This window comes from Hymenobacter nivis, from assembly GCF_006439025.1.
In the GTDB taxonomy this organism is placed as follows: domain Bacteria; phylum Bacteroidota; class Bacteroidia; order Cytophagales; family Hymenobacteraceae; genus Hymenobacter; species Hymenobacter nivis_A.
Window position 1 is genome coordinate 435,394 of the sequence record NZ_RCYZ01000001.1, and the last position, 14,449, is coordinate 449,842.

Consider the following 14,449-nt stretch of genomic DNA (forward strand, 5'->3'; position numbering starts at 1 on the left):
GGCTATAGGGCCCGGCTTCCCAGCCCGGCTGAGTAACGATGCAAGGTACGGCAACTCGTTGGGCTACGGCTGAAATATAGGACCCCGCAATGTTAATTTTTTGCAATTCAACCATTAGAATTGCTTATATATCCGCAGCAGAACTAATCAATACATTGACTAGCAATGTATGTACATTGATCTACCGCTGATAGCTTATTCGCTGGCCGCGGCCGGGGCCCGCCGCTGCGATTGCTCCCGTGCCAGGCGCAAATATTTGGGCGATACCCACAGCAGGCCAAACTCGGCCGAGCCATCGCGGCCGGTGGTTTTGTGGTGCATCTTGTGGGCCATATTGAGGGCCCGCAGGTAGGTGTTTTGAGATTTTTTCCAGAATCGCAGCCGGCCGTGGATCAGTACGTCGTGCACGAAAAAGTACACGGCTCCGTAGGCCGCAATGCCCACTCCCACCCAAAACCACCAGCGGCTGCCGTTGCCCCCGGTGATGAACAGTGCCGCCGAGAGGGCCCCGTAGATGACGAAGAACAGGTCGTTGCGCTCGACTGGGTGCGGGTGGCGCACGTGGTGCGAGCGGTGCAGCACCCACAGGGGCCCGTGCTGCACAAACTTGTGCATGAACCACGCCCAAAACTCCATGAAGGCGAACGTGGCGAGGGTGATGGCAACGGCGAGCAAGGCAGACATACGGGGCTAACCGGGCAAGGCGGCGGTTGGTTTTAGAACGGGCCTCGGGGGCCCTACCAGCTAATCTTTTCTTTGTTCAAAAAAGCGCTGATGCCGCGGCGGCAATCGTCGGAGCCGCGCAGCTCGGCGTTGCGCTGGGCAGCGTAGCGCAGGGCTTCTTCAAGGGCCATTTCGGGAAGGGCGGCCAGCATTTCCTTGGTCACCTCCATGCTCTGGCCCGAGTTTTCGTGGCACAGGCGCTGGGCGTAGGTGCGCACGGTGGCCGCCAACTCGTCGGCTGGCACCAGGAAGTTGATAAGGCCGAGGTCGAGGGCCGTTTGGGCCGATACCACGTCGCCGCTCAGCAGCAGCTGCTTGGTGCGGGCCTCCCCTATTTTGCGCAGCAGAAACACGCTGACGATGGCCGGCAAAAACCCAATTTTCACTTCGGTGTAGCCAAACTTAGCCTCGGGCACAGCGAAGGTGATGTCGCAGATGGCAGCCAGGCCGCAGCCGCCGGCAATAGCATGGCCCTGCACTTGCCCAATAACGACTTTTTTGAGCGTGTACACCTGGTGAAACAGCTGCATGAGGTGCGTGCTGTCGTCAAGGTTGTCTGTGTAGCCGTAGCCTTGCAGCTCTTGGATGTAGGCCAAATCGGCCCCAGCGCAGAACACGTCGCCGGCCGCCCGCAGCACCACCACTTTGCAGGCGTCGTCGTTTTCAGCGTGCTCGAACGCTTGCTTCAGCTCGGCTACCACGTCGGCGTTCAGGGCGTTACGCTTCTCGGGGCGGTTGAGGGTGATGTAGGCAATGCGGTCCTCACAGTCGTAGGTGAGGTAGCGCAGGGCTTCGAGTTCGGGCGTAAGCAAGTGGTCCATGAGCGGGCAGATGAAGCGTGGAGCGGGCCAACGGGCACCGAGGAAAAGACTCGGCCGGCCACCAAACGGTGGCGTCCCGGTGGGTAAGTAACGCAAAAAACCGGCGTTTGGTCGGCGCGCATCGGCCAATGGGGCCCCTGGCTCGTCCAAAGCAGCCCCGCGCTTGCCCCACCAGTGCTGGGCCCCGGCGGCTGGCAGGGGGCCTCAGCGGCCCGGCGGGCGCAGCCGGAACGCACCCTGAGCCGCCACGTCCCAGGTGCGGAAGCCCTGGGCACGCAGGGCCGAGTCGTGGCGGGCCACGTACCAACTTTTGCACGACGAGTCGAAAACGACTTGTGCCTGCGGGCCGAAGGCAGCCGCCAGGGCCCCCGGCGTCACGCGGGCATTGCGGCGCAGCACCAGCACGTCGAGCGGCGTGGGGCGGGCGGCCGGGGCCAGGCGGCCGCTCACGAAGCCCAGGCGCAGGCCGCGCCAGCGGGCCAGTACCACGGGGCTGGTTTGCAGGTAAAATTTGGGGTTGGCGCTGTCGGCGTCGGCGAGGCGGCGGTTGGGCACGGCGGCCCCACGCCAGCCCACGCGGCAAGCGGGGGCCCTAGCGCCGCGCTGAATGAGGCCGGGCAGCAGGCGGTAGGTGCGCTCGGTTTCGGAAAGCGGCAGCGAATCGACGGCCACAAACTCGGCCGTGGGGCCCTGCCAGAAGCCCACCACCGAGCGCCGCGGGATGCTGTACACCACGAATTCTTCGAGCGGGGCGCCGGCGCGGGCCTCGGCCACGCGGCTGCCGGCCAGGGCCACCGCCACGCTGGCCGCGGCTCCCAGCCAGGCCAGGCGGCGGGTGCGCTGCCAAACCAGCCACGCGCCCAGCAGCCCGAACACCAGCACCGTTTGCCCGGCCGTGACGTGGATTTCGCGCACCAGGGCCCCCGGCAGCACCCGGCCAATCCAGCCGATGTACTCGTTGAAGGCCCAGATCATCCACTCGAACACCCAGGCCACGGCCTGCGGCAGCAGGTCGAGGGCGGCGTTGGCGGCGGCGGGCAGCGCCAGGCCGATTACGGCCAGCACACCCTTCATTGCCAGCAGGGCCAGGCCCACGTACACGGCGGCGCTGGAGATGGGCACGGCCACCAAGTTGGAGAACAAAAAGCTGAGCGGGAACTGGTGGAAGTAGTAGAGCCCCAGCGGGAAGGTGGCCACCTGCGCGGCCAGGCTCAGGGCCGTCGCTTGCCACACGGCCTCGGCCGCCCAACCGGCGCCGCGCCAGGCAGCCTGCACGGGCCGGGGCTGCCAGGGGCGCTGGCGGCCGGCAAAGTACGCCTGGGCATCCACCCAACGGGCGATGCGCGGCTGCAAGTACACGATGCTCAGCACGGCCAGAAACGAGAGCTGGAAGCCCACGTCGGCCACCAGAAACGGGTCGTAGAGCAGCAGGCAGAACGCGGCCACGGCCAGCGTATTGATGATGCCGTCCTGCCGGCCGGCGGCGCGGCCCACAATCACGAACGAGAACATAACCGCCGCCCGCAGCACCGAGGGCGAGAGGCCCGTCAGGAAAGCGTAGGCCCATATAACGGCCAGCCCCACCCCCGCCGACCAGTACCGGAACCCGCGCACCCGCCCAAAGCCCAGCCGCAGCAGCCACGTCAGGGCCCCAAACAGCAGGCCCACTTGCAGCCCCGACACGGCCATGATGTGCGTGGTGCCGGTGGCGGCGTAGGCCTGCTTGGTGTCGGCGTCCACGTCGTCCTTAATGCCCAGCACCAGCGCCGAGGCCAGGGCGTACTCGCGCTTCGCCTTCACGTAGTGCCGGAACACGCCATCGAGCTGCTTGGCGGCCCGCATACTAATGGCCACCAAGTAGTTGGGCGGGGCCATGCCTACCACCCGGTACTGGTCGGGGTGGACGAACTGCTGGTGGTACACCTGATGGAAGGCTAGGTAGCGGCGGTAGTCGAACTCGCCGGGGTTAAGGGGACCCTTGCTAGCATCGGGGTGGCCGCGCACCAGCCACACCTCGCCGTAGCGCGGCGGGGCCCCGCCGCCGGCCCGCGGCACCGACACGCGGATGCCGCCGGTGGCCGTGCGCCAGCGGCCGGCCACGCGCACCGCCTGCACCCGCAGCGTGGTGGCGTAGGTGGCGGGCCGCACCACGGCGTAGTCGTCCACCACGGCCCGGTACATTTCCACCGGGGCCCCCAGCTGGGCGAGGTGGTCGGGGCGGCGACTTTCGGTGGCGCGCTGGGCCAGGGCGGCCCCCAGCACCGCCACGGCCAGCAGCGCGAGCAGCCCGGCGGCGTCGGTAGCGGCGGGGTGGGGACGGCGCACGGCTCCGGCCAGCAGCGCCGCGCTAGCGGCGGCCAGCCCCAGGGCCCCCGGCCACAGCGGGGGCCAACTTTCCCCCAATACCATGTAGGCCACGATGCCCAAAATCAGCGCCGGGGTGTAGCGCAGGAAGGGAAACGTGGCCCAGGTAATCATCCTAAAATAGTGGCTTGGCAAATTCAGTCGCCAAGATAGCCCAGGGGCCCTACGCCAGCCGCATCCGGTAGTGCTGGATATTGGCTTCCTCGAACATATTCCCCTCCGTTTGGAAGCCGTGGCGCTCGTAGAACGGCACGGCGCGGAGCTGGGCATTCAGGTACACTTCCTGGTCGGGCAATTCGGCGCGCACGTCGGCCAGCACGGCGTGCAGCAGCGCGGCCCCAATGGCCTGGTTGCGAAATGCTTCCAACACGGCGAAGCGCTCCAGCTTCACGCCGTGCTCGGTCTCGCGCCAGCGGGCGGCCCCGGCGGGCGTGCCGTCGGCGGCGCGGGCTAGGTAGTGGCGGGCGTCGCGGCGGTCGTGCTCGTCGTTTTCGAGGGCGGCGGGCACGCCCTGGCCGGCCACAAACACGGTTTCGCGGATGGTGAAGGCGGCGTCGAGGTCGCGTAAATCGGTGACGCGGTAGGCAGAAGCAGGCATATCGGCGGGGAGCGGAAGGAACTGGGGGCAAATATCCGGCGCGGGCCACGCATTTGCGCCGCGGGGGCCCCGGGGCGCTGGTAGCCCGGGGCAGGCCGCCGCTTTCCACCGGGGAGCTGCGCGCAGTCCTGGCCGATATTTGCGCTGGAATTATCCCGGGGGCCCTACTTTATTAAGGCCCCGGCGCTTGCTTCCGTTCGTCGCTCACCTTTCCACAACTAGCTATTAAATAGTATTTTATGTTTAAATTCTTGCTGACTTCGCTGGCCCGGCTGCGGGCCATTAGCATCCTGGAAGGCGCCTCGCTGCTGCTGTTGCTGTGCGTGGCCATGCCGCTCAAGTACTTGGCGCACGAGCCGGCGGCGGTGCGCATAGTGGGCATGGCGCACGGCGTGCTGTTTGTGGGCTACGTGCTGCTGCTGCTGCAAAACACCATCGAGCAGCGCTGGTCGGTGGGCAAGTTTTTGCTGGGCCTGGTGCTGTCGGTGCTGCCCTTCGGGGCTTTTTACGCCGAGCGGCGGCTGTTTCAGCCCGGCACCGGCGCGGGGCTGCCGGGGTAGCGGCAGAAGAACCAGCAGGGCCCAAAAAGAACCCCGTGCTTGTACAAGCACGGGGTTCTTTTTGGGCTTTCAGTATTTTACAGGCCCTGCTCGTGGTTCACGGGCAGCTCCATTTCCGGGGCGGGGGCCCCGGCTTCCTGCTGCTCGCGCAGGCGGCGCTCGTGGCGCTCGTCGCGGCGGGGTGGGGCCCCGGCCTGGGCGGCCTGGCGGCTCATTTCGTCGGTGTCGTACTTGTCGTAGGCTTCCACGATTTCCTTCACCAGGCGGTGGCGCACCACGTCTTCGGAGGTCATCTCGACGTAGCCGATGCCCTGCACGTTCTTCAGGATGTCCATGGCCTGCATCAGGCCCGATTTCTGGCGCGTGGGCAAGTCAATCTGGCTGCGGTCGCCGTTCACCATCACCTTGGCCGTGGGGCCCATCCGGGTCAAAAACATCTTGATCTGGCTCGGCGTGGTGTTCTGGGCCTCGTCGAGCAGCACGAAGGCGTTGTTGAGCGTGCGGCCGCGCATGTAGGCCAGCGGAGCGATTTCGATGATCTTGTTCTCCTGGTAAAACTTCAGCTTCTCGGCCGGAATCATGTCCTCCAGGGCGTCGTAGATCGGGCGCAGGTAGGGGTCCACCTTCTCCTTCATGTCGCCGGGCAAAAAGCCCAGGCTTTCGCCGGCCTCCACCACGGGGCGCGAGATGATGATCTTCTTAACTTCCTTGTTCTTAAGGGCCCGCACGGCCAGCGCCACCGAAATATAAGTTTTGCCAGTGCCGGCGGGGCCCAGCGTGAAGGTCAAGTCGTGCTTCATCACGGTGTCCACCAGCTTCTGCTGGTTGGGGGTTTTGGCCTTGATGACGCCGCCCTTGGCCCCGAACAGAATCACGTCGGGCGAGGCGGCCAGCACGCGGCCCTCGGCCTCCTCAGAGGTGGCGGAGAGGTACTGGTGCACGTCGCGCTCCGTGACGATGCCGTACTGGTGGTAGTGCTCGATGAGCGAGCTGAGGATGTCGTTGATGCGGGCAATGACGACCGTCTGGCCCTGGATTTTGATTTCGTTGCCGCGGCTGATGATTTTGGAGCCGGGGAATGCGGCTGCCAGCTGGCGGATATTTACATTGTCGGCCCCGAGGAAATCCACCAGGGAGACGTTTTCAAGGGTGATGACTTTTTCGACCAATCTTTTGGAGGTGAGGAAGTGAGGAAAAACGGGGGCCCCGGGCCGCCGGAAATGGCCCGGGCATCCGCCCAAACCGGCTACTTTTGCCCCGGTGCGGGCGGCTTAACAATACTACGAAAAACTACGGAACGCGGGCATGGGATTGATAACGCTGCTGACGGATTTTGGCTACCGCGACCACTACGTGGCCGCGCTCAGGGCCCGGCTGCTGCGCCTGGCCCCCGGCGTGCCGGTGGTCGACATCAGCCACGGCGTCGAACCCTTCAACACCGCGCACGCCGTGCACGTTCTCCAAGCCGTGTTTCGGGAGTTTCCGGCGGGCACCGTGCACGTGGTGGGCGTGAAGGACCACGGCGCGGGACCCGCCCCGGCTTGGCACGCGGCCCAGTACCAGGGCCACTACTTTGCCGTGGCCGACAACGGCATCCTGGCCCTGCTCTGCGACGGGGCCCCCGAGGCGTGGGTGGCGCTGGCGGCCGCCCCCACCGCCTCGCCCACCCGCGACGTGCTGCTGCCCGCCGCCGTGGCCCTGGCCCAGGGCGCGCCGCTGGCCAGCCTGGGGCCCCCGGCCACCGACTTGTACGTGCGCACCAACCGCCAGCTGCGCCTGCAAGACCACCGCATCACGGGCCACGTGGCGCACGTGGACCACTACGGCAACCTGATTACCAACATCTCGCGCACCGCCGTGGAGGCCGTGGGCCACGGCCGGCCGTTCAGCGTGCACTTCGGGCGCGAGGTGGTGAAGGGCGTGCAGCCGCACTTTTCGGCCGCGCCCGCCGGCGAGGCCGTCGTCGTGTTCAACAGCCAGGACTACCTGTGCCTGGGCATCTGCGAGGGCAACGCCGCCGAGTTGCTGGGCCAGTACTTCGACTCGCAGGTGGACGTGCGCTTCAAGGTGGAATAGGGCCCCGGGGTGGCCGGGCCGAACGCAAAACAGGGCCCCCACCGTCACCGGCGGGGGCCCTGTTTTATTCAAGACAAAGCAATAAAGCTTACTTGCCGAAAGCCTTTTTCAGGTCGGCAGCGGCGAGCTGCTCGGCTTCTTTGGCCTGGGGCACCACGGCGCCCATGCCGTAAAACTCGTGCGTCGTGCCGGGGTACAGCTTGTAATCGACTTTCACGCCGGCCTTCTCCAGGTTGTCGGCCAGGGTTTTGCCCTCGCTCATCAGCGGGTCCAGCTCAGCACCGATGATGGTGGTGGGCGGCAGGCCCTTCAGGTTGGCGTTCACCAGGTCGATGCGCGGGTCCTTGCCGTCGGCGGGGGTGCGCAGGTAGTTCTTGAAGAACCAGCCCATGGCGGCCTTGTTGAGGGGCACGTAGTCGGTGGCTTTCAGGTAGGAAGGCGTGTTTTGGTTGTAGCCAGCGATGGGGTACACCAGCACCTGGTACTTGGGCAGGGCCACTTTCTTGTCGCGGGCCATCATGCTGACGGCCCCGGCGAGGCCGCCGCCGGCGCTCTCGCCCACTACGGCCACGTTGTTAGGGTCGCCCTTGATGCTGGCGGCGTTTTTCAGCACCCACTGGTAGGCGGCAAAGCTGTCGTCGTGGGCCGTCGGGAACTTGTGCTCCGGGGCCTGGCGGTAGGCCACCGACACCACCACGGCCCCCACGTCCTCGGCCAAGGCCTGGGCCGACGAGCTGTAGGTATCAACGCCGGCAATTACCCAGCCGCCGCCGTGGTAGTACACGATGACGGGGAATGGCGCGGTGCCCGTTTTGGGCGTGTAGATGCGGGCGCGCACGCCGGGCACCAGGGTTTTGCCCACGGTGTCCACGTTCATGGGGGGCATCGGGATGCCGGCCACCTTCATTTCCTTCATGGCCGCGTCGGCGGCGGTGGGGTTTTTGCGGGCGGCCTGCGGCGTGAGGGAGGTCAGCGGCGGCGCTTTGAAGCTCATCAGCTGCTCAATCACGGCCTGCATTTCGGGGGCGATGGTGGGGCCCCAGGCAGGCTTCGGGCCGGTGGGCTTCACAGCGCCGGTGCCAGCGGCCGAGGCCACGGTGGCGGTGCTATCGGAGGCGGCGTTGGTTTCGCCGGGCACCACCACGGCGGTTTTGCTGGTGTCGGTTTCGGTGGGCTTGCTGTTGCAGCCGCCCAGCAGCAGGCCAGCGGCGGCCAGCGCGGCCGGGTACGAGAATATGCGTTTCATGCGGAAAGAGTGAGGTTTTAAAAAACTATCCTCCCTTACGGCGCCATCACAAGCTGGTTGCGGCCACGTTTCGCTACTCCTTCGCACTTGCGCCAGCGCTCGCCCCGGCCCGCGGGGGCCCCGGCACCCCTCGTTCGCCGCCGCCCGGCCCGGGGCCCCCAAGGCCCGCCCTGGCCCACTGGGGCCCAGCCTCAGCGCACCACCGGAAACGCCGTAATCCGCAGCTTGGCCGCGCCGTAGGGCACCAGGGTGAGCCATTCGGGCTGGCTGCCGGCGGGCCGCGCCACCGGGCTGGGGGGCACGGGGCCGGCCGAGTTGTCGGCCAGCTGCCAGGCCGGTAGGCGCAGGCCCCGCACCCGCAGCTCCACGGGGGCCCCTTCGGGCGAAAAGACCACGCCGGTGGTGGGCTTTTCGTGCACGGTGAAGGCCGCCGCGCCGCCCTGGGGCCCCATTAGCAGGCCGTAGTTCCAGGGCGTAGTGGCGTGCACTTCGTAGTCATCGGCCGGGCTGGGGCGCTCGCGCAGCTTGCTCCAGGCCTCGCCCAGCTTGAGGGCGTACACCAGCGGGCCGCGCTCGACGGACACCGACTGGTGGTAGCCGACCGGCAGGCGCACGGCCATCGGCAGGCGCAGCGCCACCACGTCCCCGGCCTTCCAGGCCCTTTTCAGCACGTAAAAAGTGCCCGCCCGCGGGGCCGGGGCCGCCCGGCCGTTCACGGCAACGCTGGCCGCGGTGGCCCAGGCCGGAATGCGCAGGCGCAGGGCAAACGGCCGGGCCGCACCTTTTTCGACGGTGAAGCGCACCGTTTCGCGGAACGGGTAGTCCGTGTCTTCGCGGATGACCACGCCCGGGCTGCCCCCGGCGGGGGCCGTCACGCGGCTCGGGGCGTAGGCGGCCGCTACCAGGCCGCTGTCGGGGCTGGCCAGCCAGAGGTGGCTGGCAAACTTGGGCCAGCCCTGGTGCATGTTGGCCGTGCAGCAGCCGAAGTTGGGCTCCAGGCCAAACACGTTCGACTCGTCGCCGTTGGTTGACCACGGCCGCTTGGCTTTGCTGGCCAGCACCTGGTTGGGCTGCTGGTCGTACTGGTGGGCCCACATGGTGGGGTCGAAGGTGGCGGGCAGGGCGTTGAAAGTGATTTTTTCGAGCCGGTCGCCAAATACCGGGTCGCCGAGCAGGGCCAGCAGTTCCTCGTACGAAAACTGCGCCTCCACCACCGCGCACAGCTCGATGCCCTGCGACGGGCTATGGCCCGAGAAGTGCTCGTCGCCGCTGAACATGCCGTTGGGCAGGCCGTGGTATTGGTCCAGCACCTTGAGCTGCTGGTAGATGCCCTGGCGGTCGGCCGCCGTGCCGCCGGTCATGCCCCAGAGCACGGGCATCTTCAAGGCCATCGCGTTGTTGACGCCGTGCGCCTTCAGGGCCAGGTCCTCGTCGTGGCTGCCGTCGGGCTTGCTCATCGTGGCCCAGCTAGTGGGCGCAGTGAAGGGAAAGTGGGCGTAGAACTGCTGCCAGTCGAAGCCCTGGCCCGCGAGCTGGGCGGCCAGCGCCAGCAGCTGGGGGTCGTGGGTTTTCTCGTAGGCCCAGCGGATGGGGAGCAGCTCCTCGGCCCAGCGGTAGTGCGCCCACACCTGCAGGGGGCGGGCGGCCAACTGCTGGCCCTGGTAGGCAAAGTACCGGGCCATAAACGGCAGCACGCGCGCGTCGCCGGTAGCTTCCTGGTACTGCATCAGGCACTTGAGCACGAGCATATTGGGCCACCAGTCCTGGTTCTTGGCCGGGCCGATGCCGCCGTCGGGCCGCTGGCTTTGCAGCGTCCAGTCCACCCATTTCTGGGCCCGGCTTTTGAGGGCGGCATCGTCGAGCAGGTAGGCCAGCGGCAGCAGGCCGTCGAGGTAATAGGGCCCCCGCTCCCACCCCTCGCCGCTGCCGCCCAGCCAGGCACTATTGGGCCCCAGATCGGGCCAAAATTCCTCCAGGTGCCCGCTCAGGCCGTCGGCCTGCACCCGCAGCTGGCGTTGCAGCCAGCCCGCCGGCCGAATGGCCCCCAGGGGCAACGCCTGAAACGCACCGGGCCGGTAGGCACCGGCCGCCGCCGGCGCAAGGGGTTGGGCCGGGGCGGCCAGCGCCGGCAGCAACGCCAGCAGCCAGCAGATTGAACGATTGGGCATAAACGGAAGGAAATGATGGAAAGCACGCCGGGGGCCCCAGCCAGATGGCTGGTACAGCAGCCCAGCCAGAGGGGCGACTGTCGTGGGCAAAAGTTGCACCGGGCCAGGCATTTGCCGGCGGCCGGCGCACCGGGCAAAACCATCGGGCGGGGTTTGTGGTAAGCAGGGGCCCCATCGCCCGACCTACCTTCGCCCCATGCCCGACGCCACCCCCGCCCCCGCCGATTACTTCGCCTTCTACGGCCTGCCCGAGTCGTTTTGGCCCGACGCGGCCGCCCTCAAGCGCCTCTACTACGCCAAAAGCCGCGAGACCCACCCCGATTTCCACGCCACTTCCAGCCCCGAAAACCAGGCCGAAATGCTGCGCCAGGCCACCCTCAACACCGACGCCTACCGCACCCTGGCCGATGCCGATCAGCGCATGGCCTACCTCCTGCGCCACCACGGCCTGCTGGTAGAAGGTCAGTCGGAGCAGCTCCCGCCCGATTTTTTGATGGACGTGATGGACCTCAACGAGCAGCTAATGGAGCTGGAAATGGACCCCAACCCCGCCGCCGTGGGCCCCGTGGCCGCCGAGGCCCAGGCCCTGGCCGATACCCTCGACGCTGGCATCGCGCCCGTACTCGCTGGCTACGAGCAGCTTCCCGCCGACCACCGCCCCGCCGCCCTGCGCCAAGTCCTCACCTACTACTTAAAGAAGCGCTACCTGTTGCGCATCCAGCGGCAAGTGGCTACCTTTGCAGCCCGCTCCTGATACCGGCAGAGCGGAATTGTTCTGCAAAACTCATCCTGCCCGGATGGCGGAACCGGTAGACGCGTTGGTCTCAAACACCAATACCGCAAGGTGTGCCGGTTCGACTCCGGCTCCGGGTACTTTTTAACCTTTTTCTGGCCCCCAACGGGGCAAATCAGCCGAAAAGCGGCCTTTCCAGTGATCTGGAGAGGCCGCTTTTCGGCTTTTTGGCGTCCACCATTTAGCAATCATTTATCAGTGAATTTTTCTGCTAAAATCAAATTGCGGCGTCCGGCCCGCCGCGACGGCACCTGCGCCATCCTGCTGCAAATCATCGTGGGCACCGAGGTGTGGCCCCGGGGCCTGGCGCTGAGCTGGCCCCCGCTGTTCTTCGACGAGGACCGCGGCGAGTGCCTGGCCTCCCTCCCATCCGCCGAACGCCCCGCCGATTATGCGCAGCAGTTGACCGCCGCCGTAGCCCTGTTTGGCGGCACCCCCAAAGCCCTGGCCAAGCGGGCCGACGATTACAACCTGCTCATCGGCCAGGCGCTGGCCAAGGCCAACCTGGTGCGGGTGAACTGGCGCCTGAGCGGCGAGGTCATGACGTTGGAACGGTTCAAGCGCGACTTCGAAACGGAGGGCAGCAAAACCGACTTCGTGGTTTACTTCCGCAACAAAATCATCGAGCGCCACCGCAAAGGCCAGATTGGCGACACCACCCGCAAAAACCACTTCAGCACCCTCAACGCCTTAATCGCCTTCCGCCCCGTGGTGCCCTTCAACACCCTCACCACCGAGTTCGCCGATGATTTCGACCGCTACTTACTGAAGCACGTGCCCGGCGTCAACACGCGCTGGGGCCGCCACAAGGATGTCAAAACGTACCTGGCCAAGGCCCGGGAAGACAAACTCCGCTTCGAGGACCCCTACAAACACTTCAAAAACCGCGACGAGCCCGGCAAATGGAAGCCGCTCAAGTCCGACGAGCTGGCCAAGCTGGAGCACTACTACCGCCTCTGCGGGCCCCGCACGGTGCACCGCCGCATCCTGGCCAAGTTCCTCTTCAGCTGCTCCTCTTCCCTGCGCCTGGGCGACCTCAAGCGCCTCGACGGCAGCAAGGTGGAGAACCAGGAGCTGACGTTCAAGGCCCATAAAACCTACGCCAAAAGGCTCCAGCAGACGCTGCTGCCCCTCACCAACAAGGCCCTGGCCTATTTGCGCGATGCCCAGGAGGAGGAGGAATTGCCCGGCTTCCGCAACTACGCCGACCAGTACTCGAACCGGGTGCTCACGGCCATCGGCCTCCAGCTGGGCATTGTTTCGCGCCTGCACTGGCACGTGGGCCGCGAAACGTTCGCCACCGAGTTCATCCGCCGCGGCGGCCAGGTGGCGGTGCTCCAGAAACTGATGGACCACGCCAAGATCAGCACCACCATGAAATACGTGCACGTCGACGACGACATGAAGCGGGCGGCCATCGCCCAGCTCAACGTTCTGGATGAAGCACAATGAAAAGGGGCCCCAAGCTGGGGCCCCTTTTTTATTTAGCGTTGGCTTGGCCCAGGGCCGCCAGCAGATCGCCCAGCGCGTGCAAGTGGTCGACTTCCTCCGCAGAGAGCGTCGGGCTGGTGCGGAGGAACTCGAAGAACATGCGGCGCGTGGTGGAGGCAAGCGCCGGTAGGTCATCGTTCATCTCCAGGAATTTTGCGACGGCAGCCGCCGCAATGGGAGGGATAGGATAGACTGAGGAATGTGGACTCATGTGGGAATTAGTGAAGTGTTTGCCAGGGGGTAACGCTGGCGCCACGAAATACGGCTACTCCCACGTCATCCGATTTTCACGTTGAGCCCTACTGTATGTATTTAGCTACGGTACTGGGGGAAATCTTCATTGCCCGGGCGATGGCCCCGTTCGAGGCCCCGCCCGCCTTCAGCCGTTTCACCTGCTCGATAACGTCCGCACTTTTCACCGGGGGGCCCAGCTTGACGCCCTCGGCCCGCTTGCGGTCGAGGGCGGCCTTGGTGTTCTCCCGAATCTTGATCAGGTCCTGGGCGGCGATGGTGGCCAGCATCGAGACGATGACGTCGCCGAAGGGCCCCAGCGAGTTGAGGTAGGGCTCGGTGAAGGATTTGTAATCCACGCCGTGGTCCTTCAGCTCCTTCAGGTACTTGAGGGTTTGCAGAGCCCCCTCGCGGCTGAAGCGGTCCAGCCGCCAGAACACCACCAAGTCAAACTTCTTCTGGTAGGCGTCGAGCATCATCCGCTTGAACTCTGTGCGGTCGGCCTTGCCGCCCGATTCCCGTTCGATGTACACCTGGTGAATCGTGCCGTGCTGGTCGGCGAAGTCGCGCAGCTGGTGGAGCTGGTTCTCGGTGTCCTGGCCCTTGTCCTTCGTCGACACCCGGGCGTATAGGGCTACTCTCATAACCGGGCCTCAGGGAATGCACGCGTAAACTCTCCGGCTCTAAGATTATGATAATTCACAATGTGACGAGCTTGATCTGCTGCGCTAATTAATAAAACGAGGTTGTCCTGATCAATTAATTGCCAAACGGAATCTACTTTCCTTACATAAGCACGAACCCTACTCCCTAAGTAATCAGGTAGGTCCACGATATCCATCTCGTACAGATTATCGCCACTCCTACCAACGGGCCCATAGACCATTGATATTTTATTGCGAAGCCGATACGATGCATCAGCTAATTCTGCTGGTGTTACTCTAATCTTATTGATTAGCCCTGCTAATTGCCCCCAGCTGTCGGGGCGGTGCCATCTATTATTGTCAGTCCACACAACCAAGGCAGGCATCACCAATCCTTGTCGTTCCATATCCTCCTGAACTTGGTGCCAAGAGTGCTGTAAGAACATCGGCACCATCACTGGGTGAATCCAAACATCCCGCTCCATCTCTACGGAGAACTGAAAGCCAGTTTCGAACTGCTGTCCGCGAAAAACAACTTTGCCTTGTCTGGGCTCGTGTACAAAGTCAACCTCCCAACCTGCATCGCGGTAAACCTGTAGTTCAGCTTCGTATTCTTGCACGGTTGGAACAGTAACTGCTGGCATGATGGAATTCGTTTAGGTGGGCCGAAATATACCCTCCAAAAAACGTCCGTTCATTGGAGGGCAATCGACCCCACGCAAACAGCCCGGAAA

The 14,449-nt window shown here is 65.2% G+C and carries 14 protein-coding genes and 1 tRNA gene; 5 read left to right on the forward strand and 10 right to left on the reverse strand.

From position 1 onward, the window contains the following. Window positions 1-195: 195 nt before the first annotated feature. The 4 genes from EAH73_RS01575 to EAH73_RS01590 all read right to left on the reverse strand — a co-directional run bounded on the left by EAH73_RS01575 (window position 196) and on the right by EAH73_RS01590 (window position 4,506). Window positions 196-684, reverse strand: a complete 489-nt coding sequence (locus EAH73_RS01575) for a sterol desaturase family protein (RefSeq protein ID WP_140464543.1) — start codon at window positions 682-684, stop codon at window positions 196-198. 53 nt (window positions 685-737) lie between these two features. After that, window positions 738-1,544 (reverse strand): enoyl-CoA hydratase/isomerase family protein, encoded by an 807-nt coding sequence (locus EAH73_RS01580; RefSeq protein WP_140464544.1) that lies wholly within the window; start codon window positions 1,542-1,544, stop codon window positions 738-740. Between the two features lie 204 nt (window positions 1,545-1,748). After that, window positions 1,749-4,022, reverse strand: coding sequence for a ComEC/Rec2 family competence protein (locus EAH73_RS01585; RefSeq protein ID WP_161599410.1), 2,274 nt, complete (start codon window positions 4,020-4,022; stop codon window positions 1,749-1,751). Between the two features lie 49 nt (window positions 4,023-4,071). Beyond that, the gene (locus tag EAH73_RS01590) at window positions 4,072-4,506 is read right to left on the reverse strand and encodes a GNAT family N-acetyltransferase (RefSeq protein WP_140464546.1); all 435 of its coding nucleotides are present in this window, start codon (window positions 4,504-4,506) and stop codon (window positions 4,072-4,074) included. A gap of 239 nt (window positions 4,507-4,745) precedes the next feature. Between EAH73_RS01590 and EAH73_RS01595 the strand changes: the two genes are divergently transcribed. Continuing rightward, entirely contained in the window at window positions 4,746-5,066 is a 321-nt protein-coding gene (locus tag EAH73_RS01595) for a DUF3817 domain-containing protein (protein ID WP_140464547.1), read from the forward strand. 77 nt (window positions 5,067-5,143) lie between these two features. Here EAH73_RS01595 and EAH73_RS01600 read toward each other — a convergent pair whose 3' ends face one another. Then, window positions 5,144-6,235, reverse strand: coding sequence for a PhoH family protein (locus EAH73_RS01600; RefSeq protein ID WP_140464548.1), 1,092 nt, complete (start codon window positions 6,233-6,235; stop codon window positions 5,144-5,146). A gap of 136 nt (window positions 6,236-6,371) precedes the next feature. On the opposite strand from EAH73_RS01600, the gene EAH73_RS01605 reads away from it, so the two are divergent. Further along, complete coding sequence (locus EAH73_RS01605) at window positions 6,372-7,142, forward strand: S-adenosyl-l-methionine hydroxide adenosyltransferase family protein (protein WP_140464549.1); 771 nt, start codon at window positions 6,372-6,374, stop codon at window positions 7,140-7,142. 88 nt (window positions 7,143-7,230) lie between these two features. Here EAH73_RS01605 and EAH73_RS01610 read toward each other — a convergent pair whose 3' ends face one another. Continuing rightward, on the reverse strand, window positions 7,231-8,388 hold the full coding sequence (locus EAH73_RS01610) for an alpha/beta hydrolase (RefSeq protein WP_140464550.1): 1,158 nt from the start codon (window positions 8,386-8,388) through the stop codon (window positions 7,231-7,233). Window positions 8,389-8,579: 191 nt separating this feature from the next. Beyond that, window positions 8,580-10,556 carry a beta-L-arabinofuranosidase domain-containing protein gene (locus EAH73_RS01615; protein WP_140464551.1) on the reverse strand — a complete coding sequence of 659 codons (1,977 nt, stop codon included), beginning with the start codon at window positions 10,554-10,556 and terminating at the stop codon, window positions 8,580-8,582. Between the two features lie 196 nt (window positions 10,557-10,752). Between EAH73_RS01615 and EAH73_RS01620 the strand changes: the two genes are divergently transcribed. The 3 genes from EAH73_RS01620 (at window position 10,753) to EAH73_RS01630 (ending at window position 12,801) form a co-directional block, all read left to right on the forward strand. Next, window positions 10,753-11,310, forward strand: a complete 558-nt coding sequence (locus EAH73_RS01620; protein ID WP_140464552.1) for an iron-sulfur cluster co-chaperone HscB C-terminal domain-containing protein — start codon at window positions 10,753-10,755, stop codon at window positions 11,308-11,310. Window positions 11,311-11,347: 37 nt separating this feature from the next. Further along, a tRNA-Leu gene (locus EAH73_RS01625) sits at window positions 11,348-11,429 on the forward strand. A 118-nt stretch (window positions 11,430-11,547) separates the two neighbouring features. Next, window positions 11,548-12,801, forward strand: coding sequence for a tyrosine-type recombinase/integrase (locus EAH73_RS01630; RefSeq protein WP_161599411.1), 1,254 nt, complete (start codon window positions 11,548-11,550; stop codon window positions 12,799-12,801). A gap of 28 nt (window positions 12,802-12,829) precedes the next feature. Here EAH73_RS01630 and EAH73_RS22940 read toward each other — a convergent pair whose 3' ends face one another. From EAH73_RS22940 to EAH73_RS01640, 3 genes are all read right to left on the reverse strand, one after another. Then, a complete protein-coding gene (locus tag EAH73_RS22940) occupies window positions 12,830-12,982 on the reverse strand; it encodes a hypothetical protein (protein WP_161599412.1) in 153 nt (50 codons plus the stop codon). Window positions 12,983-13,139: 157 nt separating this feature from the next. After that, window positions 13,140-13,715 carry a recombinase family protein gene (locus tag EAH73_RS01635; protein WP_140464556.1) on the reverse strand — a complete coding sequence of 192 codons (576 nt, stop codon included), beginning with the start codon at window positions 13,713-13,715 and terminating at the stop codon, window positions 13,140-13,142. Further along, the gene (locus EAH73_RS01640) at window positions 13,712-14,359 is read right to left on the reverse strand and encodes a hypothetical protein (RefSeq protein WP_140464558.1); all 648 of its coding nucleotides are present in this window, start codon (window positions 14,357-14,359) and stop codon (window positions 13,712-13,714) included. Before EAH73_RS01640 ends, EAH73_RS01635 begins: the two co-directional genes overlap by 4 nt. Window positions 14,360-14,449 lie beyond the last annotated feature (90 nt).